Annotated in this window: 13 protein-coding genes; 8 read left to right on the top strand and 5 right to left on the bottom strand. The window is 71.1% G+C overall.

Annotated elements, in window-relative coordinates; genetic code table 11:
- The first annotated feature begins 377 nt into the window (after positions 1–377).
- On the top strand, positions 378–572 hold the full coding sequence (locus ACWCSU_RS41380; protein ID WP_449942116.1) for a Clp protease N-terminal domain-containing protein: 195 nt from the start codon (positions 378–380) through the stop codon (positions 570–572).
- 140 nt (positions 573–712) lie between these two features.
- Here the strand turns inward: ACWCSU_RS41380 and ACWCSU_RS41375 are convergent, their stop codons facing one another.
- Both ACWCSU_RS41375 and ACWCSU_RS41370 read right to left on the bottom strand, forming a co-directional pair.
- Positions 713–979, bottom strand: a complete 267-nt coding sequence (locus ACWCSU_RS41375) for a hypothetical protein (protein ID WP_449942115.1) — start codon at positions 977–979, stop codon at positions 713–715.
- The gene (locus tag ACWCSU_RS41370) at positions 976–1,761 is read right to left on the bottom strand and encodes an alpha/beta fold hydrolase (RefSeq protein WP_449942114.1); all 786 of its coding nucleotides are present in this window, start codon (positions 1,759–1,761) and stop codon (positions 976–978) included. Before ACWCSU_RS41370 ends, ACWCSU_RS41375 begins: the two co-directional genes overlap by 4 nt.
- A 140-nt stretch (positions 1,762–1,901) precedes the next feature.
- Between ACWCSU_RS41370 and ACWCSU_RS41365 the strand changes: the two genes are divergently transcribed.
- Entirely contained in the window at positions 1,902–4,697 is a 2,796-nt protein-coding gene (locus ACWCSU_RS41365; RefSeq protein WP_449942113.1) for an ATP-binding protein, read from the top strand.
- A 40-nt stretch (positions 4,698–4,737) separates the two neighbouring features.
- Here the strand turns inward: ACWCSU_RS41365 and ACWCSU_RS41360 are convergent, their stop codons facing one another.
- Complete coding sequence (locus tag ACWCSU_RS41360) at positions 4,738–6,717, bottom strand: histidine kinase (RefSeq protein WP_449942112.1); 1,980 nt, start codon at positions 6,715–6,717, stop codon at positions 4,738–4,740.
- Between the two features lie 162 nt (positions 6,718–6,879).
- On the opposite strand from ACWCSU_RS41360, the gene ACWCSU_RS41355 reads away from it, so the two are divergent.
- Entirely contained in the window at positions 6,880–8,193 is a 1,314-nt protein-coding gene (locus ACWCSU_RS41355) for a hypothetical protein (RefSeq protein ID WP_449942111.1), read from the top strand.
- 28 nt (positions 8,194–8,221) lie between these two features.
- On the opposite strand, the gene ACWCSU_RS41350 is transcribed toward ACWCSU_RS41355, so the two are convergent.
- Positions 8,222–9,079 (bottom strand): LysR family transcriptional regulator, encoded by an 858-nt coding sequence (locus ACWCSU_RS41350; protein WP_449942110.1) that lies wholly within the window; start codon positions 9,077–9,079, stop codon positions 8,222–8,224.
- 59 nt (positions 9,080–9,138) lie between these two features.
- Between ACWCSU_RS41350 and ACWCSU_RS41345 the strand changes: the two genes are divergently transcribed.
- The 5 genes from ACWCSU_RS41345 (at position 9,139) to ACWCSU_RS41325 (ending at position 20,150) form a co-directional block, all read left to right on the top strand.
- On the top strand, positions 9,139–9,957 hold the full coding sequence (locus ACWCSU_RS41345) for an alpha/beta fold hydrolase (protein ID WP_449942109.1): 819 nt from the start codon (positions 9,139–9,141) through the stop codon (positions 9,955–9,957).
- 229 nt (positions 9,958–10,186) lie between these two features.
- The gene (locus ACWCSU_RS41340; RefSeq protein ID WP_449942108.1) at positions 10,187–11,473 is read left to right on the top strand and encodes an activator-dependent family glycosyltransferase; all 1,287 of its coding nucleotides are present in this window, start codon (positions 10,187–10,189) and stop codon (positions 11,471–11,473) included.
- A gap of 18 nt (positions 11,474–11,491) precedes the next feature.
- Complete coding sequence (locus ACWCSU_RS41335) at positions 11,492–17,023, top strand: type I polyketide synthase (RefSeq protein ID WP_449942107.1); 5,532 nt, start codon at positions 11,492–11,494, stop codon at positions 17,021–17,023.
- A 98-nt stretch (positions 17,024–17,121) separates the two neighbouring features.
- The gene (locus ACWCSU_RS41330; protein ID WP_449942106.1) at positions 17,122–18,654 is read left to right on the top strand and encodes an MFS transporter; all 1,533 of its coding nucleotides are present in this window, start codon (positions 17,122–17,124) and stop codon (positions 18,652–18,654) included.
- A gap of 503 nt (positions 18,655–19,157) precedes the next feature.
- Entirely contained in the window at positions 19,158–20,150 is a 993-nt protein-coding gene (locus tag ACWCSU_RS41325) for a ParB/RepB/Spo0J family partition protein (protein ID WP_449942105.1), read from the top strand.
- A 29-nt stretch (positions 20,151–20,179) separates the two neighbouring features.
- Here the strand turns inward: ACWCSU_RS41325 and ACWCSU_RS41320 are convergent, their stop codons facing one another.
- A complete protein-coding gene (locus tag ACWCSU_RS41320) occupies positions 20,180–22,879 on the bottom strand; it encodes a helix-turn-helix transcriptional regulator (RefSeq protein ID WP_449942104.1) in 2,700 nt (899 codons plus the stop codon).
- Positions 22,880–22,885: the final 6 nt, after the last annotated feature.

Below are 22,885 nucleotides of genomic sequence, written 5' to 3'. Positions count from 1 at the left end.
GACTCGTCAGGTAGACCACGCCGGTGGCCGTGCACAGCACGAGGCCGCCGGCGGTGGATCGGCGATCCAGCCGGCCGCCCAGTTCCGCGAGCACGGCCGCCAGGCACCCGAGACGGTAACCATCTCTGTCAGCCGCAGATGTGACGGGCCTGACGTCGGGCGGGTCCGGCACGGGTAAGACGACGGGCAACCCCGTACAAGAACGCGGCCACGCGCGACACTCACGCCGCCACCGCCACAACGGCGACCGGAGCGCCGTCCAGCAGGACAGGCAGATCGGCCCTGGAGGCGCTGGACCGTGAAGCCTACGCGCCGTCGGCATCGACCTGGGATGCCTCGCCACCGATCCAGGCGCCCCCTCCCGCAAGTACCCGCCGATGACCTCCACCGCCCAGGCGGTCCTGACGAAGGCCGTCAAAGCCGCGAAGGCCCGGACCCGCGACGTCGACACCAGGCACTTGCTGCGGGCACTACTGGAACTGGATCGTCCCGGCCCGGCGGCAGAACTGCTTGCCCGGCTGGGTGTGGATCACGCGGCCGTGTCGCAACGCCTCGCCCGGGACGCTTCCTGAGGCATCTGGGCGACCAGCCGCGTCACGTGTGGCGGCGGCTACGTCGCCATGCGTCCGGCTCCACCCGGCCCGGCCTGTGATTGCGCCTCACGGTGCAGGCTGCCACAGGCGCGTTGTCGGGGGGCCCTGCCCCGGCCTTGTCAGGGGCCAGGGTGATGGATCAGGTGCAGGACACCGGTGGCGAAGGCGGCCGAGTGGACCAGTCGCAGCGGGGTCGGACCGCTGCCGGCGAAGAGCCGCTCTCCATGACCGAGGACGACCGGGTGGAGCAGGAGGATGTCGGCTTCGTCGAGCTGGCCGGAGACGGCCGCGGCCATCTCCTCGTCGTAGTAGGGAAAGTGCCACTGCTCGGGGGCTTCCACGACACCGTCCAGCGACACGAACAGCTGCGAGACGATGGTGCTCACGCTGTGGCCTCGGTGAAGAACGCGGCGAGCGCGGGGGCGATGGCCTCGGGGTCCACGTTGTGAGGCTGACCGGTGAGGGTGGCCCGCCGGACGTCCGGCAGCAGATCGGCCACGGCCTGCGCCGTGCTGCTGATCCACGGGATCGTCTCGCCGTCGATCACCAGGGTGGGGGCCGTGACGCCGGTCAGCCGATCGGCGGGCAGGGAGAAGTCGCCGGTAATGGTGGCGTCGTAGACGAGCGTGTGGGCCACGGCCTCCATCGCCGGCCAGCCCGGGAAGTCGCGCATCGGGGCCACGAACTCGGCCGGGATGCCGACCGCGGCGGTGAGGAACAGCTCGCACATGTCGCCCCGGCGGCCCTCGGCCAGCAGCGCCACGAGCTGCTCGCGGTAGTCGGCCGGCACCGGCGTACGGGTGCCGGGCAGGATGTAGGGAACCTCCCACACCGCCAGCCTGTCGACGGCGAGCCCGCGGGCGGCGGCCTCCAGGGCGATGATGCCACCGCCGGAGGTGCCGTACAGGTGCGCCGACCCGCCCGCCGCGGTGATGAGCGCCTCGATGTCCTCGTACTCGCGGTCGACCGCGTAGGGGGCGGTGTCACCGCTGTCGCCACGGCCGCGCCGGTCGTAGTTGTAGACGGTCAGGTCCTTGGCCAGCAGCTCGGCCAGGGGCGCGGTCGCGGATCGGTCGTTGGGGCCGGCGCCGATCAGGATCACCGCCGGGCCCTGCCCGATCCGGTCGTAGGCGATCGCGGTGCCGTCCTGCGAAATGACCTTGTCCATGTCGATTCCCTCGTGTTCGTGTTCGTGTTCGTCGCTTGCGTGATCAGAATGCTTCACGTGGCAGCTGTCCGACATCCGTGGACTCCACTGATTCGCCACTGAGACCTCCGTGACGTCCACACGTACGTGATGATGTCCGAATGATCGCAAAGGTGTCCCAGCGCGAGGCCGAGGTGCTGGCGGCGGTGGCGGCGCGGCTGTCGAACGCGCAGATCGCGAACAGGTTGCGCATCTCCGTCCGCACGGTCGAGAGCCACGTCGCCTCGCTGCTGCGCAAGTACGGCGTGGCCGACCGGCAGGAGCTGGCCCAGCAGGCGGTGCAGGCCGGCGTGGACCGCGACATCCCGGACACGCCGCACCCCGGGATTCCCACCCCGATGACCTCGTTCGTCGGGCGCGCACGAGAACACGAGGCGGTCCTGGCGGCGTTCGGCGCCTCCCGGCTGGTCACCCTGCTCGGTCCTGGCGGCGCGGGCAAGAGCCGCCTCGCGGTGGAGATCTGCTCCACGTACCCGGCCGGCGGGGCGTTCGTGGATCTGGTTCCCGTCCGGGACGGGTTCGTCGCGCAGGCGGCGGCCAAGGTGCTCGGGGTCAGTGAGCGCGCCCAGCAGCCGTTGGAGGACGCCGTCATCGAACGGCTTCGCCGTGATCGGGCGCTGCTCGTCCTCGACAACTGCGAGCACATGCTGGACACCGCTGCCGGCTTCGCCGCGCGGATGCTGGCAGCCTGTCCGGGCACCCGGATCCTCGTGACGAGCCGCGAGCGCCTCGGCGTGCCCGGCGAACGTACCGTGCCGATCGGCCCGTTGCCCCTGGCCTCCGACGCGGAGGCGCTCTTCCTCGACCGGGCCACCGCGGCCGATCCCGGGTTCGTCGCCGACCCGGCCCTGCTGACGCAGATCTGCGCCCGGCTCGACGGCATTCCCCTGGCCATCGAACTCGCCGCGGCCCGCAGCGCCTCTCTGGGGCTTGCCGGGCTGCTCGTCGCGCTCGACGACACGCTGAGGCTGCTCACCGGAGGACGGGCCGCCGACCGGCGGCATCGGTCCCTGCGCGCGGTGCTCGAATGGAGTCACGACCTGCTCGACCAGGAGGAACAGGCGCTGTTCCGGCGATTATCGATGTTCTGCGGCGGCTTCGACCTGGCCGCCGCGACGGCGCTCACCGCCGGCCGCCGACCCGGCGCCGTGAGCCATGTGCTGGGGCGACTCGTCGACAAGAGCCTCGTCGTACGCGCCCCGGGGACAGCGAGCCGATGGCGGCTCCTGCAGACCGTCAGAGCCTTCGCCGAGGACCTGTTACGCGACTCCGGCGAGTACGACGCGGCTCGGGAACTCCATCTGCTGTGGGCCGCCGGTACCGCGACGGCCATGCAGGAGCGGCTGATCGCCGCCAGACAGCACGACGCCGGGACAGCGGCGCCGATCGGAGACAGCCAGAAGGACGACGCCGAGGTCTGGCGGCGGGAGTTCGACGAGGTCGCGGACGATCTGCGTGCGGCGCTGGCCGCCGCCCCGCCCGGACCGGGCGGGGCGGCGCACCGGCTGGCCCGCTCGCTGGGTCACCTCACCTTCGCCCGCCGGTTCCTGGCCGAGGCCCAAGGCCATTACCGACAGGCCGCCGAACGAGCGCCCGGCCCCGCCGAAGCGGCCGAGGACCTGCGGAACGCGGCCGACTGCTCCCTGGACAACATCTCCGGGCAGAACGTGTTCGACCTGCTGCTCGCCTCAGCGGCACAGGCCCATGCCGCGGGCGACAAGAACGGCCGCGCGGTCGCCCTGGCCCGTGCGGTGGAGACGGGCGCAAGGTTTCTCGCCTCCTTCCCCGAGGGCATTCCCGGCGAACGACTACGCCGTGATCTCACGGAAGCCGCCGAGGCCGGAGACCCCGGCGACCCGGTCGTGGCGGCGGCCCTCGCCACGGCGGCAGCCTGGACCGAGCGGCCGGGCGCCTTCGACCCGGACCCGGCCCTGGCCGCCCGCGCACTCGACATCGCACGGACGACGCGCGACGCCGTGCTCATCAGCGCGGGGCTCGACGCGGTGACGACCGCCGCCGTACGGGCCGGCCGGCATCGCGAGGCCCGCAGGTACACCGAGGAGCGGCTGGCACTGCTGTCGGAGATGGACCGCGACGACCCGCGTTCGGCCATCGAGATCGTGGACACCCTGCACGTGGCCTGCACCGACGCGATCGTCGCGGGAGATCTGCCCACCGCGATCAGCGCCGGTCGGCTCATGATGGCCGACGACCTCGTCGGAGACCACCCCTACCTTTCGGCCAGCAGGCTGATCCCCGCGCTCGTCCTCACCGGAGACCTCGGCGCGGCCCTGCGCTACGGCGAACGGATGTGGGAGGGCTGGGAACGAGCCGGCCGCCCCCCGGCCGGATGGCTGCTGCCTTCCGTGTCGGCCATCGCGCTCGCCCACGGACTCCTCGACGACCGGGCGCGTTTCCGGCTCTGGCGCCACAGAGCCGGCGTGGTGGTCGACCACGCGCAGGCCGGGCATGCCCGGCTGACTTCCTTCGGCGCGTTCGTCGATGCCCGGGCCGCGCTGCACTCCGGCGACCTGAGCGACGCCACCGCCCTGGTGGAGCGGGCTTTCGACTCGTTCTCCATGGGACGTTACGCGGCGTACGCGCAGGCGGCGGGAGCCGAGCTGGCCGTCGTCGCCGGGCTGCCCGACGCCCCGGACCGGCTCGCGGCCGCGCTCCTCACCGCCGGTGAGAACCACTGGGCCTCCGCATGCCTTGCTCGCGCCGGCGGCAGGCTCCACGCGGATCCGGACGCGCTGGCGGCCTCCGTCGCCCAGTGGGAGGGTATCGACGCTCGGCTGGAACGAGCCCATACCCTCCTGCTGATCCCACATCGCGTCGAAGAGGGCCGCGCCGCCCTCGATGCACTGATGAGGAGTGCGGGCAGGAGAAGCCGGTAAGTCGTCCGCTCCCACCCACGTGGGCGCTCGTACTCTGGATCTAGGCGGGGACCCAGGAGCGCGTCGGCACCGTCGCGGCCAGCTCGAACCACTCGCCGTCCCGGGCCAGGTCCAGCCGCCCGTCCAGCTCGGCCAGGCGCGTGGTCAGGTTGCCCATCCCGGCCGAGCCGCGGCGGATCGGCTTGGCCTGCGCGCCGTCGTTGCGTACGGTCATGCGTACTTCGCCGTCGCGCGCGTTCGTGCTGATCGCGCAGTGGCGGGCGGAGCTGTGCCGCAACACGTTGGTGACCGCCTCGCGCAGCACGGCGCCGAGCGTGGTCTCCACCTCGGTGCCCAGCATGCCGTGACCGAGTTCCAGCGTGACCTCGATGCCCGCGGCCGCCAGCACCGAACGCGCCGATTCCGCCTCGCCCGCCAGCGACAGCCTCCCCCGCTCGCCGGAGACGGTCCGCAGGTCGCCCATGGCCTGCTCGGTCATGGCCAGCACGTCGTCCAGTTCGGCGCGGGCGCGTTCGGGTTCCAGCCGCCTGGCCAGCTCGCTCTTGAGCAGGATCGCCGCCAGCGTGTGCCCGAGCAGGTCGTGCAGGTCACGCGCGGCCCGCAGCCGCTCCTCCACCACCACCGACCTGGCCAGCCCGTCCTTGGCCGCGCTCAGCTCCCGGTCCAGCCGCGCCAGCGTGAACAGCCCGTAGATGACCAGCCCCGTCACGAGCGTGCTGACCGTGTAGTTCACCACCAGCGGGTACGGCAGGCCGATCACCAGCCCGGTGCCCGCCACCAGCGCCATGACGGCGGCCACCAGCGGCACCGCCGCTCTCAGCCGCAGGGCCAGCAGCAGCGGCCCGGTCAGGAACCCGGTCGTCACCAGCCAGGCCTGCTCGAACACCGGGATCGGGGCGAGCGTCAGCACACCCATGACGATCAGCGCGATCGGATGCCTGCCCTCGATCGAGCGCAGGTGGATGACGATGATGACGACCAGCAGAGGAAGGGGCCACCATGAGCCGGCCAGCAGCAACGCCTTGGCCGAGAACCCGACCAGCACCGCCGCGAGCACCGCCGTCGACAGCTTGCTGGACAGGGCGGGCGGGTCAGGCAGCGTGGTGCCGGGCAGCGCCACCTCCACGAAGACCTGGGCGTTGTCGTCGACGCCGGTGGTGAGCGTGCCACCGGCCGCCGCGACCTGGGCGGGGAGATCGGCCAGGAATTCGTCCGTGGCACTGGGAGTGCCGTCGTGGGCGATGTTCAGCCGGACCGTGCCGTCTTCTGTGGCGGACTCGATCACGCAGCGGGAGGCGGCGCGGCGCCGGACGATCTCGGTCACGGCCTCGCGCAGGACGGTGGCCAGCAGCGCGCCGGCCGGGCCGAGGGGTTCCGCGTGCCGCATCCGCACCTCGGTGGCGATTCCCGCGGCGATCAGCATGCCCTTGGCGGTGGTGAGTTCGGGGGCCAGCGACATCGCGCGGTAGCCGACGGCGGCGGCTCTGGCCTCGCTCAGCGAGTGCCGGGCCGATTCCACGTCAGGCGTGCCCTTCCGGGCGCTGGCCGCGATCGTGTCGAGTGCGGCGCCCAGGCTCTGGTTGAGTTCCGCCGCGATGCGGAGCTGTTCCTCGGCCGCCGCGGTCATCGCCAGCGACAGGCGAGCGGCGGTCACTTCCTGGATCCGGTCCAGCATCGTGGCCAGGCCGTAGACGATCAGGGCGATCAGGACCATGCTGATCACCGGGTCGGCCGGTCCCAGCAGCAGCGCGCTGCCCGTCACCACGAGGGCGAGCGGCCAGGACCTGGTCAGCAGCAGGGAACCGGCGACGAAGCCGAGGATGCCGACCGAAGTGTCGAACACGAACACGGAACCGTAGGCGGCGGCGGCCTGCAGCGCGATCAACCACCAGGACCGGCGCCGGGTGAAGAGCACCTGTAAGCCGAGTACCGCCAGGGCCAGGGGTGACCCGGCTATCGCGTAGACGCCGGCTAACCCGGCCAGCACCAGAAGGACGGTCCACTTTGCCCACGTTTGCACCCACGTAGCCTATGAGCACCGTTGCCGCCGCCGTCACCGCGAGGAGCACACCGGCGGCCAGGAAACCGGACCGCTTCCACGATTGACGAGCATCGGGCACGTATCTGGGACGCGCCGGGCACTCTCCGGAGGGGCGGCCGCACACATCCCATGGAGGCGCCCATGCCCAGGATCGGGTTCGAATGGCAGTTCCAGCGTACTGAGCTGAGGTTTCTGAAGAATTCCAGGGACGGCTGGCAGGCCGAGGAAGCCCTGCCGTCCAAGGGACGGGTCTGCTACTGGCAGGACCCCGGGGTGGCCATCGAGTCCGACGGCGGCGACGTCGAGATCATCACCGACTCGGTGACGACATGGGCGGCCCTGCGCCGTCAGCTCGTCTTCATCGGCGAGCTGCTGAGCCTGCTGACGAGCCGTTCACCCGACCCCGCCGCGCTTCCTGCCGCGTTCCTCCAGGCCGACGAGGAGGAGGCCGACACGGCGACCGGCCCCAGGCGATCGAGCAGGAGCCGGACGAGCAACAAGACGCAGGCCGTGCGGGTGGCCCAGGGGCACCTGAGGACCCACGACGACGTCCAGCAGACCGACGGCCTGCGCTTCGTGCCGGGCACCAACGTGGGCAACATCGTCACCGTCGCGCTGGCGGCGCCCATCAAGAGGTGCGAATTCGACTCCGCCGGCAACCCGGTGATGACGACCGCCTGTGCCGCGGGCGACGTCCTGGCCTTGACCGCCGGTGGGAACCTCGTCCACGGAACGGTCCAGGCCACCATCGACGTGCCGCTGGTGCAGCTGCCCGACCGGCTGAGGGTGCTCGACTTCGATCCGAGCGAGCGGGTGCACGCATGGCTGGCGGGACGCCGTCCGACGGACAACCTCATCGGGTTCGTCACGCTGATCCAGTACATGCTGTGGGTCTTCGCCCATCAGAAGCTCACCTCCGACGACGGGCCGAAGGCGGGCTTCGCGCTGCTGCCGCGGACGAACCTGCGCTCGGTCTACATGAACGCGCTGACGGAGGTGGAACGGTCCGCTTTCGACGCCATGGTCAACGCCCTGCCCGAGGACGAGCAGAATTCCCGGGTGTGCCCTCGGCCGTACGGTCTCGGCGGGCGGCACACGTACGACAACCGGCTCACCCTCTTCTGGTGGCTGCGGTCGATCCAGGTCGGCGACCCCGGCCAGGGCGACGAGACGCTGGCCGTCCACATGAGCGGCGACGGCCCGCGCGGCGTCGCCTACGACGCGATGTCCCCGCCTCGCGGTTACCCCGCGCACGAGCCCTTCCCCGGGCGGCCGGCGGAATGGTTCACGTACTCCATGGGGCAGAAGACGACGCCGTACCGGGCCTCGCACGTGGTCGTGGAGTACCGGCAGACCGACCTCTTCGGCCTGAAGAACGGCATGGGAACGTACGAGCAGTTCGTCACCGCGGCGATGATCGCGGCCCGCAGCGCGGGTCTGGACGTGCCGGACTGACAACCTCCGCGCCCCGACGAAGGCCGGATCAGCCGGGTTCGGCCAGGTCGAGGAAGGCTCGTACGGCGGGCCCGCGGTCGCTCGGCGACACGACGGCCAGGGCGAGCGTGCGGGTGAGGCGTGGTTCGAGCGGCCTGGTGACGACCGGTCCGAGCTCGGCCGGCAGGCCGAGCGTGGGCACGATGCTGACGCCCAGGCCCGCGGCCACCATTTCGAGGATGGCCGACTGGCCGCCGGCCTCGTAGGCGACGTCCAGTTGGACGCCGGCCTGGCGTGCCGCTTCGGTGATGAGCGGGCGGCAGCCCGCCGTGGTGAGGATGAACGGCTGCCCGGCCAGGTCGGCGATGTGGACGCTCTCCTGCCCGGCCAGGCGATGGCCGTCCGGCACCACGGCGACCATCTCGTGGGTGCTGAGCGGGATCGTGTGCAGGCCGGGGGCGGGGAGCGTGACCACGCCGACCTCGGCCGCGCCCCCGCGCAGCCAGCCGCGGACGTCGTCGTCGGCCCCCTCGAACAGGCGCACCTGGACCTGGGGGTAGCGGTCGGTGAAGGTCCGCAGCCGGGGGGCGATGAGGGTGCCGGTGGCGCTGGGCAGGCTGGCCAGCCGGAGCGGCCCGGTGACCTCACCGGCGGCGGCCGCCACCTCCGCGCGGATCAGGTCGAAGTGGCGCAGAGCCTCGCGAGCCCGGAGATGGGCCCGCCGTCCGGCCTCGGTGAGGGCGATGCCGTCGGCGTGCCGGACGAACAGGGGGGCGCCGAGCTCACGTTCGAGGGCGGCGACGGCGCGGCTGACAGCGGGCTGGGACATGCCGATCAGATCCGCCGCCGCGGTGAAGCCGCCTTGCTCGGCGACCGCGATCAGCACTCGGAGCTGCGTCAACGTCATGGGGCCATACCCTAAACGGTATTTGACCGGCGCTGCCCCATTCCCACATGGTTATGGCCATGTCCACACGCATGACGATCGAGGTCGACGGCCGCATGGCCAGCTATCTGACGGCGGGCGAGCACGGCCCGCAGGTCCTGTTGCTCCACGGCACCTACTGGAGCCGGGTCTGGCTGCCGGTGCTCGACGACCTGGCCGCGGCCGGGTTGCGGCCGGTCGCCGTCGACCTCCCCGGCCTTGGCCGCTCGGAGGGGGAGCTGACGCCGGAGACGGCCACCGTGCCCGCACTGGCCGCCTGGGTGGCGCGGTTCGCGGCGGCGCTCGGCATGGACGCGCCGGCGGGCGTGGCCGGCCACGACATCGGCGGTGCGATCGCCCAGCGGTTGCTGGTGGGCGGCGAACTGGCGGTGCCCCGGCTGGCGCTGGTGAACTCGGTGAGCTACGACTCCTGGCCGGTGCCCGGCGTGGCGCGTTACCGCGACCCCGCCGTGGTCGCCGCCACCACCGTGGAGGAGTTGCTCGCCGCCCGGCGCGTGGCCGTTTCCACCGCCCTGGCCCGGCCTGTAGCCGAAGGGGAGCTGGCCGACTATCTCGACCCGTGGCGCGCACCACGCGTGGCGCGGTCCTGGATGGCGCTGGCCGGCGCCGCCGACAGCCGCCACACCCTCGACCTCATGCCCGCCCTGCTCGCCTGCGACGCGCCGAAGCTGCTGGTGTGGGGCGAGGACGACACCTTCCAGAAGGTCGGCTACGCGCAGCGGTTCGCCGACGAGGTGCCGAACACCACGCTGGTGCGGGTCGCGAAGGCCGGCCACATCCCCATGGAGAACGATCCCGCGATGGTCGCCCGCACGCTGGCCGCGTTCTTCCTGGCTTGACGGTCCGCCGCTCTCCGCGCCGCTGAAATCGAAGGGAATTCCTGCGCCTTTCATTGAATTAAAATGGCCGGCGGCGCATTACAGAATGCCGCACCCCCTAGGGGAGCCGTAGGGGGGCCGTAGGGGGATATCGCTCCAGGTCTGGTGCATACCATGTCGGGTGAATCAGTGAGGGTTTGCGAAGCATGTCTGGATACTCCGCCGGCAGCTCCACGAAAGGACCCCGAATATGCGTGTGGTGATCACTCAAATCGCGGCGACCAGTCATCTTTGCCTGACCGCACCGATCGGATGGGCGCTCAAGGCGGCAGGGCACGACGTGGTGGTGGCCACACAGCCGGATCTCCTCAACGCGGTGAACAATACGGGGTTGACCGGCGTGGCGGTCGGCAAGGAGGCGAGGCTCGCCGAGCGTATGGCGAACCTGCAGCCGGAGGAGACCATTCACGGCACCGAATATGACATCACCGAGACCCGGCCCCACGTCCTCACCTATGAATACACGCGCGACACCCTCGCGGCGCTCGCCTCCCCGCTGTCGCTGGACCTCATGGTCGACGACACGATGTACGACGACCTTGTGGCCTTCTGCCGGCACTGGAAGCCCGACCTGGTCGTCTGGGACTCGGTCACCTTCTCCGGGCCGGTGGCGGCGACCGTGTGCGGCGCGGCGCACGTCCGGACGACCTGCGGCCTGGACCACTGGGCGCGCATGCGCGAACTGTTCCTGCGTCTGCGCAAGGATCGCCCCGGCGCCGAGGACGAGGACCCGGTCCGCGACTGGGTGGCCGCCAAGCTGGCGAAGTACGGCTGCGATTACGACGAGAGCGTCATTCTCGGGCACGCCACGCTCGATTCCGTCCCGTCCTGGCTGAGATATCCGACGGAGTCGGCTCACCTGCCCATGCGCTATGTCGCGCACAACAACCCCGGGGCATTCCCCTCCTGGCTGTCCGAGTCGATTCCGGATCGCCCCCGCGTCTGTCTCACCATGGGAGTCTCGCTGGAGGAAGTGTGGCGCACCGGCGCCACCTTCGCGCTCAAGGACCTCTACGAGGCGATCGTGGACCTGAACGTCGAAGTCATCGTGCTGAGCGAACCGCCCTTCGGGGATTCCGTGACGGCGATCCCGGACAATATTAAATTCGCCGGATTCGTCCCGAACAATTTCCTGCTGAAGAGCTGCGCCTCGATCATTCATCATGGCGGCTGGGGAACCACGGCGACGGCGATACTGAACGGCGTACCGCAGATCATCATTCCGCATTCCGTCTACGACGCCCACCAATTGGCCGAGGGGGTCGCCACCCGCGGCGCGGGCGTGCATCTTCCGCCCGACCAGGTGAGTGCGGCGAGCCTTCGCCGGGAACTGCAGCGGGTCCTGGAGGAGCAGACGTTCGCCCGGAGCGCGGCGGAGATCCGTCAGGACATGCTCTCCATGCCCACTCCGCATGACATCGTCAAGGACCTTGATGATCTCGTGAGCCGTCATCGGCAGGCGACCCCCATGCGATGAGCGCGGAGGAGGCGGCAAATGGCTGACGAAGAAAAACTCCTCAAGTATCTGCGCCAGGTGGCCGAGGAACTCCAGCACGCCAACCAGCGCCTGCGTGAGCTCGACGCGAAGGAGCACGAACCGATCGCGATCGTGGGCATGGCCTGCCGGCTCCCCGGCGACGTCGGCTCCCCCGAGGACCTGTGGCGCCTGGTGAGCGAGGGCAGGCAGGGGGTCGGGCCTTTCCCGCAGGACCGGGGCTGGAGCCTCAGGACCACGATGGACGACTCCCCCGACGGCCTCCCCTACGTCCTGGAAGGCGGCTTCCTGCGGGACGCGGGAGGGTTCGACGCGGCGTTCTTCGGGATCTCCCCGAGGGAGGCGCTGGCCATGGATCCCCAGCAGCGGCTGCTGCTGGAGGTGTGCTGGGAGGCCCTGGAGCGGGCCGGGATCGACCCGCACACCCTGCGACGCACGGCGACCGGCGTGTTCGTCGGCGCGTTCGGCAACGACTACGGGATCGGCGGCGGCCCCTTCCCCGAGGGCACCGAAGGCTACCTGGGCACGGGGACGTCGAGCTCGGTGATGTCCGGGCGGGTGGCGTACACGCTGGGGCTGGAGGGGCCGGCTCTGACGGTGGACACCGCGTGCTCGTCCTCGCTGGTGGCGATGCACCTCGCGTGCGCGTCGCTGCGGCGCGGGGAGAGCAGGCTCGCGCTCGCCGGAGGCGTGACGATCCTGTCCACCACGCAGATCGTGGACATCGGACGCCAGCTCGGCGGATTGGCCCGAGACGGCCGCTGCAAGGCGTTCTCCGACGACGCCGACGGCACGATCTTCTCCGAGGGCGTCGGGATGGTGCTGCTGGAACGGCTGACCGACGCCCGCGCCAACGGGCATCCGGTGCTGGCGGTGGTGCGGGGATCGGCGGTCAACCAGGACGGCGCCAGCAACGGGCTGACCGCGCCCAACGGCCCGTCGCAGGAACGCGTCATCCGTCAGGCCCTGGCCGACGCCCGGCTGTCGGCGTCCGAGGTGGACGTGGTGGAGGCGCACGGCACGGGCACCGCGCTGGGCGACCCGATCGAGGCGCAGGCGCTGCTGGCCACCTACGGGCACGACGGCGACGCGGCGGAGCCGGTGTGGCTGGGATCGGTCAAGTCGAACATCGGGCACACCCAGGCGGCCGCCGGCGTCGCCGGTGTGATCAAGATGGTCATGGCCCTGCGGGAAGGCCACCTGCCGCGGACTCTGCACGTGTCGGCTCCCACCCACCACGTGGAGTGGGGCGACGGGCCCGTACGGCTGCTGGAACAGGGCCGGCCCTGGCCGGACCGGGGCAGGCCGCGGCGGGCGGGAGTGTCGTCCTTCGGGGTCAGCGGCACCAACGCCCACCTGGTTCTCGAACAGGCCCCCGACCCCGATCCGCCCGCAGACTCCCACGCCTCCGGTGTCATGGCGCCGGGACGGGTGCCGTGGACAGTGCCGTGGACGGTGTCGGGCCGGGGCGAACGGGCCCTACGGGCTCAGGCCGGACGCCTGGCCGCCCACGTGCGCGAGCACGCGGAGCTGGAGCCGGAGCCGATCGGGCACGCCCTGGCGACCCGGCGTACGCACTGGGAGAACCGGGCGGTCGTGGTGGGCCGGGACCGGACGGAGCTGCTGGCGGGCCTGACGGCGCTGGCCGAGGGCCGCTCGCACGCGTCGGTCGTCGAGGGGGTCGCCGCCGGAGGGCGGCGCGACGCGGTGTTCGTCTTTCCCGGACAGGGTTCGCAGTGGGCCGGAATGGGCCTGGAGCTGCTGGAGGACAGCCCCGTGTTCGCCGCCCGCCTCCGCGACTGCTTCGCCGAGATCGAGAAGCTGGTCGACTGGAAACCGCTGGACGTGCTGCGCCAGGCCCCGGGCGCGCCGGATCTGGAGCGGATCGAGGTTCTGCAGCCCCTGACGTTCGCCATGATGGTGTCGCTGGCGGCGTTGTGGGAGTCGGTGGGGGTGCGCCCGGTGGCGGTGGTCGGCCACTCGCAGGGCGAGCTGGCCGCCGCGTACGTGGCCGGGGCGTTGTCCCTGCCCGACGCCGTGCGCCTCATCGTGGGGCGGAGCCGCCTGTTCGCGGACCGGCTGGCAGGCCGGGGCGCCATCGCGGCGGTCGAGCTGGGCGAGGTCCGGGTGCGTCAGGTCATCGCCGACTGGGGCGTCCCGGTGACCGTCAGCGCGACCAACAGCCCCACGGCCTCGGCCGTGTGCGGCAGCCCGCAGGCGCTGGCCGACTTCGTCTCCCGCTGCCGGGCCGCGCGCATCCAGGCCCGCTCGCTGACCTCGACGGTCCCGTCCCACTCCGCCGAGGTCGAGCCGCTGCGGCAGGAGTTCCTGGACCTCGTCGGGCCCCTGGCCGCCCACCCGGCCCGCGTGCCCTTCTACTCCACCGTCACCGCCGCGCCGATCGACGGCGCCGAGCTGACCGCCGAGTACTGGTACCGCAACGCGCGTGAACCGGTGCGGTTCCACCCTGTCATCCAGCGTCTGCTGGCCGACGGGCACCACACCTTCCTGGAGGTCAGCCCTCATCCCGTGCTCACCATGAGCGTCCAGCAGACCATCGAGCAGAGCGGCGCCGACGCTCGCGCGCACTCGTCGCTGCGCCGTCACGAGGGCGGCGGGCGCCGGTTCCTGCTGTCGATGGGTGAACTGCACGCCCATGGCACGTTCGTCGACTGGCCGGCCGTCCTGCCGCCCGATGGCGGCGTGGCCGACCTGCCGACCTACGCCTTCCGCCACCAGAGCTACTGGCTGCGGCCTTCCGCCGCGGCCAGGGCCGCGGACGACGACGGGTTCTGGTCCATGCTGCGGGACGCCTCCCCCGGCGACCTGGCCCGGCGCCTGGACGTGGACGCCTCCGCCGTGGACGCGGTCGTTCCCGCGCTGACCCGGCTGCGGCAGCGCCGGCACGACGAGCACGTGCTGCGACGCTGGCGCTACGAGATGGCCTGGCACCCGCTGCCCCCTTCTCCCGTCGGCGACCCGTCCGGCCTGGGCCGATGGCTCGTCGCCGTCACCGCCGCAACCGCGGGCGACCCGCTGCCCGGCCGGATCGCCGACGACCTGACCGCCCATGGCGCCCAGCTCGTCACCGTCGAGCTGGCCGACGCCGATCGCACGCGGCTCGCCGAGCAGATCCGGCACGCCTGCTCCGACGCCCCCGTGACCGGCGTGCTCTCCCTCCTCGGCCTCGACCAGGACGCACATCCGGACTTCCCGCCCCTGACCCGCGGAGCGGCCGCGACCGTCACGCTGATGCAGGCCCTGTCCGACGCCGGCACGACCGCGCCCCTGTGGGTGGTGACCTCCGGGGCGGTGGCCGTCCACGCCTCCGACGAGGTGAGAGACCCGGGCCAGGCGTGGTTGTGGGGCCTGGGCACGGTCGCCGCCCTGGAACAGCCAGCCACGTGGGGCGGCCTCGTCGACGTGCCCGCCCTGCCCGACCCCGAGGACCTGGCGTGCCTGCGGGCGGCGATCGCCGGCGCCGGCGGCGAGGACCAGATCGCCGTCCGCGCCCATGCCTCCCACGCCCGCCGCATGATCCGCGCGCTGCCCGACGACCGGGACTCCGCTCCCTGGCGTCCGCACGGCACCGTCCTGATCACCGGCGGCACCGGGGGCATCGGGCGGCAGCTGGCCCGCCGGCTGGCCCTTCAGGGCGCCGACCACCTGGTCCTGCTCAGCCGGCGCGGCCCCGACGCCGAAGGCTCCGGCGACCTCCAGGCGGAACTGGCCGCCACAGGCAGCACGGTGAGCGTCGTCGCCTGCGACATCACCGATCCCGACGCTCTGCGCGCCGCCCTGGACCGCCTGCCTCATCCGCTGACGGCCGTGATCCACACCGCCGGGGTCGCCGCCCCCGACCGCCTCATCACCGAGCAGACCCTGGCCGACGTCGCCCGCATCGCGCACCCGAAGGTCTCGGGCACGCTCGCCCTGCACGAGGTGCTGCGCGATCACTCCCCGGAGGTCGTCGTCCTGTTCTCCTCCGGCGCCGCCGTCTGGGGCCAGCACGGCCAGGCCCCCTACGCCGCCGCCAACGCCTTCCTGGACGCCTTCGCGGCGCACCGGCGCGCCGCCGGGCTGCCCGCCACGTCCATCGCCTGGGGCGCCTGGGGCGGCGGCGGCATGGTCGACGCCGCCGTCGGCGATCGGCTGGCCAGGATCGGCGTCCGGATCATGCCGCCCGACCTGGCCGCCGAGGCCCTCTCCCATGCCCTGGCCGCGCCCGATCGGCAGCACGTCGTCACCGACATCGAGTGGGACCGTTTCGCCCCCGCCTACTCCCTGTCGCGTCCCCGCCCTCTGGTGTCGGCCGTCCCTGAGTACGCGCAGGCCCTGGCGACCGACACCACCGCCGCCGCCGGCGCCCAGGACACCGACCTCCGCAGGAGACTCGACCCGCTGTCCCCCGCCGCACGGCAGGACGCCCTGGTCGCCCACATCCGGGCGGAGGCCGTGAAGATCCGCGGGCTGGCCGGTGTCGAAGCGGTGGGACCGGACAAGAACTTCCTCGAAGTCGGCTTCGACTCGCTGGGCGCGGTGGAGCTGCGCAACGTCCTGAACCGGATCACCGGGCTGCGCCTGCCGGCCACCCTGGTCTTCGACCAGCGCACCCCCGCCAACCTGGCGCGGTATCTCCTGGCGGAGCTCTACGGGCAGGACGGTGCCGGTTCCGCCCTCAACGGCAACGGCTCGCTCAGCACGTTGCTGCACGAGGCGACCGCCGGCGGCAAGCTGCACGAGGCGATCGCGATGCTGGAGGCCGTGGCGAAGCTGCGTCCCTCCTTCCGGGCCGGGGAGACGCCCGACAAGGCCCCGGCGCCGCTGCTGCTGGCGTCCGGGCCCGGGTCGCCCCCGCTGTTCTGCTTCAGCACCCCGGTGGCGCTGGGAGGGGCGGCGCAGTTCGCGCGGCTGGCGGCCGGGTTCCAGGGCGTCCGCGATCTCTACGCGCTGCCCGTGCCGGGATTCGCGCCGGAGGAGCCGCTGCCCGACAGCGTGGACGCCGTGGTCCGCTTCTGGGCGCAGTGCGCGGCCGAGGCGGCCGGCGGGCGACCGTTCGCGCTGCTGGGCTACTGCGCCGGCGGGAACTTCGCCTATGCGGCGGCGGCCCACCTGGAGGGCATCGGCCTCCATCCGGAGGGGCTCGTGCTGCTGGACACGTTCCCCGATCTCACCGTCGTCGACGAGATAGGCGACGCGATGACGGAGGGCATGTTCGAGCGCGAGGATCGTTTCGGTCCGTTCACCGACGCCAGGATGGCCGCGATGGGCCGTTATTACCGCCTGACCAAGGAGCTCTTCGAGCACACCGGCCCGGCACCGGTCAAGACGCCGGTTCTCTGCCTCGCCCCCGACACTCCGCTGCCGTCGGGCCCCGACGGACAACGACGCCGGACAGGGCAGTGGCGGGCCACCTGGCCGGGCGAACACACCTTGTGCGAAGTCAGAGGTGACCATTTCACGGTTCTCGAAAGCGAGGCCCCGACCACGGCTGCGGCGATCGACGACTGGCTCAGGTCGCTGGGCGGGTAGCGACTTTCGGGCGGCTTTGTGATCTGATTCATGCGACGCCGCCACAGGCGCCCCTCACGACAGCGCTTCCCTGACATCACCGTGCTCGGAGACAAAACGTGAACGTCGTTGGCGAAGGCAAGAAGGCAGGAAAGCAGTGGGCCGGGCTGGCCGTCCTCATGCTGCCTTTGCTGATCACCTCCACCACCGTCACCGTCCTGTTCTTCGCGCTCCCGGCCATCACGGCCGACCTGCGACTGAGCGGGGTCGAGCAGCTGTGGATCGTGGACATCTACACGTTCGCGCTGGCCGGGCTGCTGCTCCCCATGGGGAACCTGGGTGACCGGATCGGGCAGCGGCGCCTGCTGCTGGCCGGATCGGCGGTGCTGGGCATCACCTCGGCCGGCGCCGCCTTCGCCCCCAGCGCGGAGTTCCTCATCGTCGCGCGCGGGTTGCAGGGCCTTGCCGCGGCCAGCCTGATGCCGGGCACGCTCGCCCTGATCCGGGTCATGTTCACCGACACCCGCAAACGCCAGATGGCCATCGCGCTGTGGGCGGCCACGCTCTCCGTCGGCAGTGTGGTGGGCCCGATCGTCGGCGGCTGGATGCTGGAGAGGTTCTGGTGGGGGTCCATCTTCCTCATCAACGTCCCCCTGGTCGCGCTGGTGCTGGTCGTCGGGCCGTTCCTGATTCCCGAGAGCCCCGATCTCGATGCGAGCAAGTCCTTCGACATCGCGAGCGGCACACTCTTCCTGCTGGCGGCCCTGCCGCTGGTGTACGCGATCAAGCAGCTCTCGTCCGGCGGGGACCTGCGCGCCTGTGTGGCCGGCGCCGCGGTGGGGTCGGTCTTCCTGACGCTCTTCCTGCGCCGGCAGCGGCGGCTGGCGGCGCCGATGGTGGATCTGAGCCTGTTCCGCAACGTCGGGTTCAGCCTCTCCCTGACCTCCGCGGCAGTGGCGATGTTCTCCCTCGTCGGGACGACGCTGTTCCTCACCCAGTACCTGATGCTGGTGCTGGACCTGCGGCCGGTCGTGGCGGGCCTGGCGACCTCGCCCGCGGCCGTCACCTCCATCCTGGGGGCCACGCTCGCCGCCCGCATCGCCCGGCAGGTCAGGCCGGGGTTCATCATCGGCCAGGGCATGCTCTCGATGGCGGTGGGGTTCCTGCAGGTCGTGCGGTTGGACACGCAACCGGACCCGGTGACGCTCGTCGCGGCGACGGCGCTGCTGGGCTGGGGCATCGGCTCGGCCTCGGCGGTGACCTCCGACATGGTCGTCGCGCTGGCGCCGCGCTCCAAGGCCGGCGCCGTCTCGGGGACCTTCCAGTTCAGCACCGAGTTCGGCGCCGCGCTCGGCGCGGCCGTGCTGGGCAGCATCGGGCTGGCGGTCTATCGCAGCTCGCTGCTCGGGTCCGACCTGACGGGAATGCCGGAAGTGCCGTCGGCGGCGGTGCGGGAAACCCTCGGCGGCGCGTTGGCGACGGCGGAAAAGCTGTCCGGAGAATCCGGCGAGATTTTACGGGCCGCCGCGCGTGCGGCGTATGTCGACGGCATGCACATTGCCGCCGTCTCCAGCATGGCCATATCCGTGCTGGCGGGCGTTCTGGTCATCATCGGGCTGCGCCGGAAGAAGGCCGACTACGGGGCCCGGTGAAGCAGCGGAAAAGCCTGGCGCATTTCGGCTCAACCAAAACTCCGGCGGGGTCACGGACCTTCATATTGTGTAAGTCGCGTGTTTATTCCGCGGACATCGTCCTGACCACTGTTTACACCCCAAAGCAGGGTGTCAGTTATGTCGCGCGCCTTGGCAGGGCAGGCCGCCGAAGAAAGTTCGGCGATTGACTGGGCAAATTGCGCGTCTTAACTATACTGATCGAATAGTCACCTCACATGGTTGGACCGGCCCGGGGAGCGGCCGACCTCCGCCTCGCTCTCCCCTGTGGCCGGCTTCCAGCCGGTGACGCGCCTACTCCACAGCGTCTTCATACGGGGAGGATTCGGCAAATGCATACGTTCGCCGAGAGGGTCGATTTCTGCTCCGAACGTGTGCAACGGATAGCGTTCGACCCTCTGGCGGCGTCGAGCGAGAACACCATCGCGGCGTTGCAGGAAGGCGCGGAACCAGGCTCGCCGGCGGACACGGAACGTGACATTCAGGTGACGCAGCAGACGGATCCGTTCCTCGGCAGCCTGTCGGAGGAGTCCGAGGTCGTCCCCGTCACCGTCCTGCGGCCGGGAGACTCGCCCAGGATCGCCGGCCAGGATCCGCTGCACGTGCGCGCGCTGGCACAGCTCGACATCGAGTTGCCGTCGATCGTGGTCCATCGTCCCACCATGAGAGTCATCGACGGCATGCATCGGCTGAACGCGGTGCGCCTGCGTGGCGGCACCACGATCAGGGCCAGATTCTTCGACGGCAGCGACCACGACGCCTTCGTGCTGGCGGTGAAGCTGAACTCGGCGCACGGCCTGCCCCTGTCGCGGGCCGACCGCACGGCCGCGGCCGCTCGCATCCTCGTCTCCCACTCGGACTGGTCGGATCGGCTGGTGGCCAAGCTGAGCGGCCTGTCGCACACGACCGTCGCCTCCATCCGCAGGCGTTCAACTGGCAATTCCCAGCAGTTGAACGCCCGCACGGGTCGCGACGGGCGCACCCGTCCCCTGAGCACGTCGGAAGGGCGTCAGCTGGCCGGACGGCTGATGGCCGAGCGGCCCTCGGCCCCCCTCCGCGAGATCGCCGAGGCGGCGGGGATCGCGCTCGCCACGGCGAGGGACGTCCGCGAACGGGTGCGCCGCGGTGAGGACCCGGTCCCCGGCAAGCTGCGCGACGACGACGTCCAGCAGGCCGACCAGCCGCGCAAGGCGCCCCAGAGCGCGCCGCCGGAGGAGATCGCCACCGTGCTCGAACAGCTCAGACGCGACCCGTCGCTGCGGATGAGCGAGAGGGGACGCACGATCCTCCGCCTGCTGGACATCGCGCAGATGGCCTCACGGACGAGCGACTGGACCATGCTCAGCGACAGCGTGCCGCCGCACTGCGCGACCCGGCTGGCGCGGGTCGCGCGGGCGAGCGCCGAAGCCTGGCTGCACTTCGCCCAGGCGATCGAGAAGCGCGAGAACCCCGTCCCCGATCACAGGACCTCCGCCTGACCTCTCGACCGGCTCCGGGCGCATGCCCCCTACGGGCTGGAGAGCAGGAGCGGCAGGTCCTTGCGGCCCTTCACGTTGAGCTTCCGGTACGTGCTCGTGAGGTGCTGTTCGACCGTGCTGGCGGTGATGTGCATCCGGCTGGAGATCTCCCGATTGGTGTATCCCAGCGCCGCCATCAGGGCGACCCGGTGTTCCGACGGGGTCAAGGTGTTCTTCACGACATTGAAGCTGTTCTCGGCGATCACTGACACCTCGTTCCTGACCGGCGCGGCCTTGCATTTCTTGGCGAGGCTGTCGGCCTCCCGGATCACCAGGCTGGCCTGGTCCGCCTCGCCCAGCACGGCGAGCGAGTAGCCGAGCTGCATCAGCGCGTTCACCAGCTGCACGTCGCGGCCGGCGTCCAGCAGGATGTCGATGGCCTGGCGTAGCAGCCGCGGCCGCCTGCTGACCTCCTCCGTCGAGGCCAGGACGGTCAACGACGCCGCCTTGATCCACGGCGTCTCGGCATGCCGCCGGGAGCCGTGCTCGTCCAGCAGGGCGAGCGCGTAGGCGTTGTCCTTCAGCTCGACCGAGATCGCCGCCGCGTCCAGACGCCACGGGGACAGCAGCGGATTGTCCAGCCCCCAGTCGCACATCAGCTTGCCGCACTTCAGAATGTCGCGGCGGGCCGCGTCGGGCTGATCGATGCTGGCCAGGTATCTCGCCCGCGCCGTCAGGTAGTGCAGCCCGTACCTGGTCTGGAAGACGGACTTGGCGAGGGGGCGGTGGATGTAGCGCTCGACCTGGTCGGGCCTGCCCATCTGCCGGTTCGCCTCGATGAGGCTGGCCAGCGGCAGCGCCGCGCGGACGCCCAGGCAGTGGGCCGGCAACATCTGGAGGGAGTTCAGGGCGTGCTCGACCGCCAGCGGCAGGTCCTCCATGGTGATGGCGATGTGGGCGCGGAAGGCGGCGAGCGCGCTGATCCAGGTCGGCGCGCGATGTCGCTCGGCGCGGCCGTACAGGGCCTCGGCCCAGGCGTCGGCCTGCTCGGCCTGGTTGGTGTAGACGAGCGAGAACAGCGCCGACTCGACGGTCTCCACCATGCATTCGTCCAGCTGCACGGATTGCAGGATGCGTTCCGCCGTCTTCAGCGCCGTCTCGCCCTCTTCGTGCCGCAGGTTGCTCCTGAGCGCCACGACCGCGCGCTCGTGCAGGTCCTCGCCGTGCTGCGCCTGGGGGACGCCGGCCGGGGACGCCGGGTCGTGAGCCCCTCGCACCATCCGGAGCAGGGGTGGGTACGTGCTGGCCAGCCATGCGCTCGCCGATCGGTACCAGACGCCGACGCGCGCCTGACTCCCCTCCGACTCCTGGAACATCGCCCTCAGCCGCTCGTAGAGCTGCGCCGCCTCGGCCGTGCGGCCGTGCCAGAGCATGCACATGAGCAGCCAATGGATCTCGCTCTCCCGCAGCAGCTCGTCCTCGGCGGCCTGGAGGAGCAGCGGAGTGTGGCTGATGGCCCTGGCGGGGTTCAGCAGCCATTCGGCCTTGGCCAGCGACATCGTGATCGGTACGCGCTGGTCGCCGTCGCCGCACAGCTCGGCGGCCACCCGGAAGTACTTCACCGCGAGGTTGAACTCGTGGCTCGCCATGGCCTGGTCGGCGGCCTCGCGCAGGACGTCCAGCGCCCAGCCGGCGCGCTGGCCGCCGCCTTCGAGCAGGTACTCGGCCACCAGGCCGGCGTGGCAGCCGGCCGAGTACAGCACCTTCGCCGCCCGCCAGTGCAGATCCTGGGAGGCCGCGCGTTCGAGCGAGGCGAGGACGGCCGTCCTGGCGACGGGATGTCGGAACCGGGTCGACTCCAGCACGCCGACGGTCTCCAGCCACTGCAGGATGCGTTCGACCGTCGCGATCTCGATCTCCAGCATCTCGGCCAGCAGATGGGGCGTGGACGCGCTGCCCAGGACGGCGACTCCCTGCGCCGTTCTCAACGCCGTGGGCCCGCTGCGGTGCAGCAGCGTCCTCAGCGATCCGGCGAAGATGTCCCCGTCGACGTGCTGCCGTTGCTCGATCAGCGCGCGAATGAGCAGCGGATTTCCGCCGGTGAGCTGATGCATGTCGGCCACGAATTGTTCATCCGATTTCCCTTCGGCGTCCTGGACGAGCATCAGGGAAGCGCCGGCTGGAGAAAGCGGGTTCAGCCGGACGCGCACACACAGCGGGTGGTACAGGAAATTGGTCTCCACCCGGCTGGCCACACCGGTCGCGTCCTCGTTCGCGGTCAAGGCGAGGAAAATCCTGGCGTTGTGCATACGCCCCACGAAATGATGCAGGATTCGCAGCGACGGCGAATCCGCGTATTGCACGTCGTCCACCGCGATCAGCAGGGTCCGGTTCCGCGCATAACCGGCCATCGCATTCCACAACTCGTAGGCCAGGTCCAGCGAGCCCGACTCCTCGGCCTCGCCGCCGCCTCGCTGCGAGGCCGCCCCTTCCGTCAGGCCCAGCAGGCGCAACTCCTGGTAGAGCTGGTTGACCAGGCCGAACGGCACAGCGCGCTCGTCCCGCAGGCACGTGGCGCTGATGCAGGTGATGTCCGACTCCATCGCCAGGTCGTTCAGGGCGTGCAACAGGCGCGTCTTCCCGAAGCCCGTCGGAGCGACGATGAGAGCGAAATGCCCCCGTCTTTCGTCGCTCTCGGCCAAGGCATATTTGAGCAGTTCGACCTCGTACTCGCGTTCGATTAAATGCATGATTTC

Source organism: Nonomuraea sp. NPDC001699 (assembly GCF_053596455.1).
Note: the sequence above shows the minus strand (reverse complement) of the source record. Positions and strands in the feature narration are given on the sequence as shown.

What these genes read in the sequence shown, in the direction of transcription:
- ACWCSU_RS41380 (WP_449942116.1), top strand. Translation starts at nt 378, where the DNA reads ATGACCTCCACCGCCCAGGCGGTCCTGACGAAGGCCGTCAAAGCCGCG.
- ACWCSU_RS41370 (WP_449942114.1), bottom strand. Translation starts at nt 1,761, where the DNA reads ATGGACAAGGTCATTTCGCAGGACGGCACCGCGATCGCCTACGACCGG.
- ACWCSU_RS41365 (WP_449942113.1), top strand. Translation starts at nt 1,902, where the DNA reads ATGATCGCAAAGGTGTCCCAGCGCGAGGCCGAGGTGCTGGCGGCGGTG.
- ACWCSU_RS41355 (WP_449942111.1), top strand. Translation starts at nt 6,880, where the DNA reads ATGCCCAGGATCGGGTTCGAATGGCAGTTCCAGCGTACTGAGCTGAGG.
- ACWCSU_RS41350 (WP_449942110.1), bottom strand. Translation starts at nt 9,079, where the DNA reads ATGACGTTGACGCAGCTCCGAGTGCTGATCGCGGTCGCCGAGCAAGGC.
- ACWCSU_RS41345 (WP_449942109.1), top strand. Translation starts at nt 9,139, where the DNA reads ATGTCCACACGCATGACGATCGAGGTCGACGGCCGCATGGCCAGCTAT.
- ACWCSU_RS41340 (WP_449942108.1), top strand. Translation starts at nt 10,187, where the DNA reads ATGCGTGTGGTGATCACTCAAATCGCGGCGACCAGTCATCTTTGCCTG.
- ACWCSU_RS41335 (WP_449942107.1), top strand. Translation starts at nt 11,492, where the DNA reads ATGGCTGACGAAGAAAAACTCCTCAAGTATCTGCGCCAGGTGGCCGAG.
- ACWCSU_RS41320 (WP_449942104.1), bottom strand. Translation starts at nt 22,879, where the DNA reads ATGCATTTAATCGAACGCGAGTACGAGGTCGAACTGCTCAAATATGCC.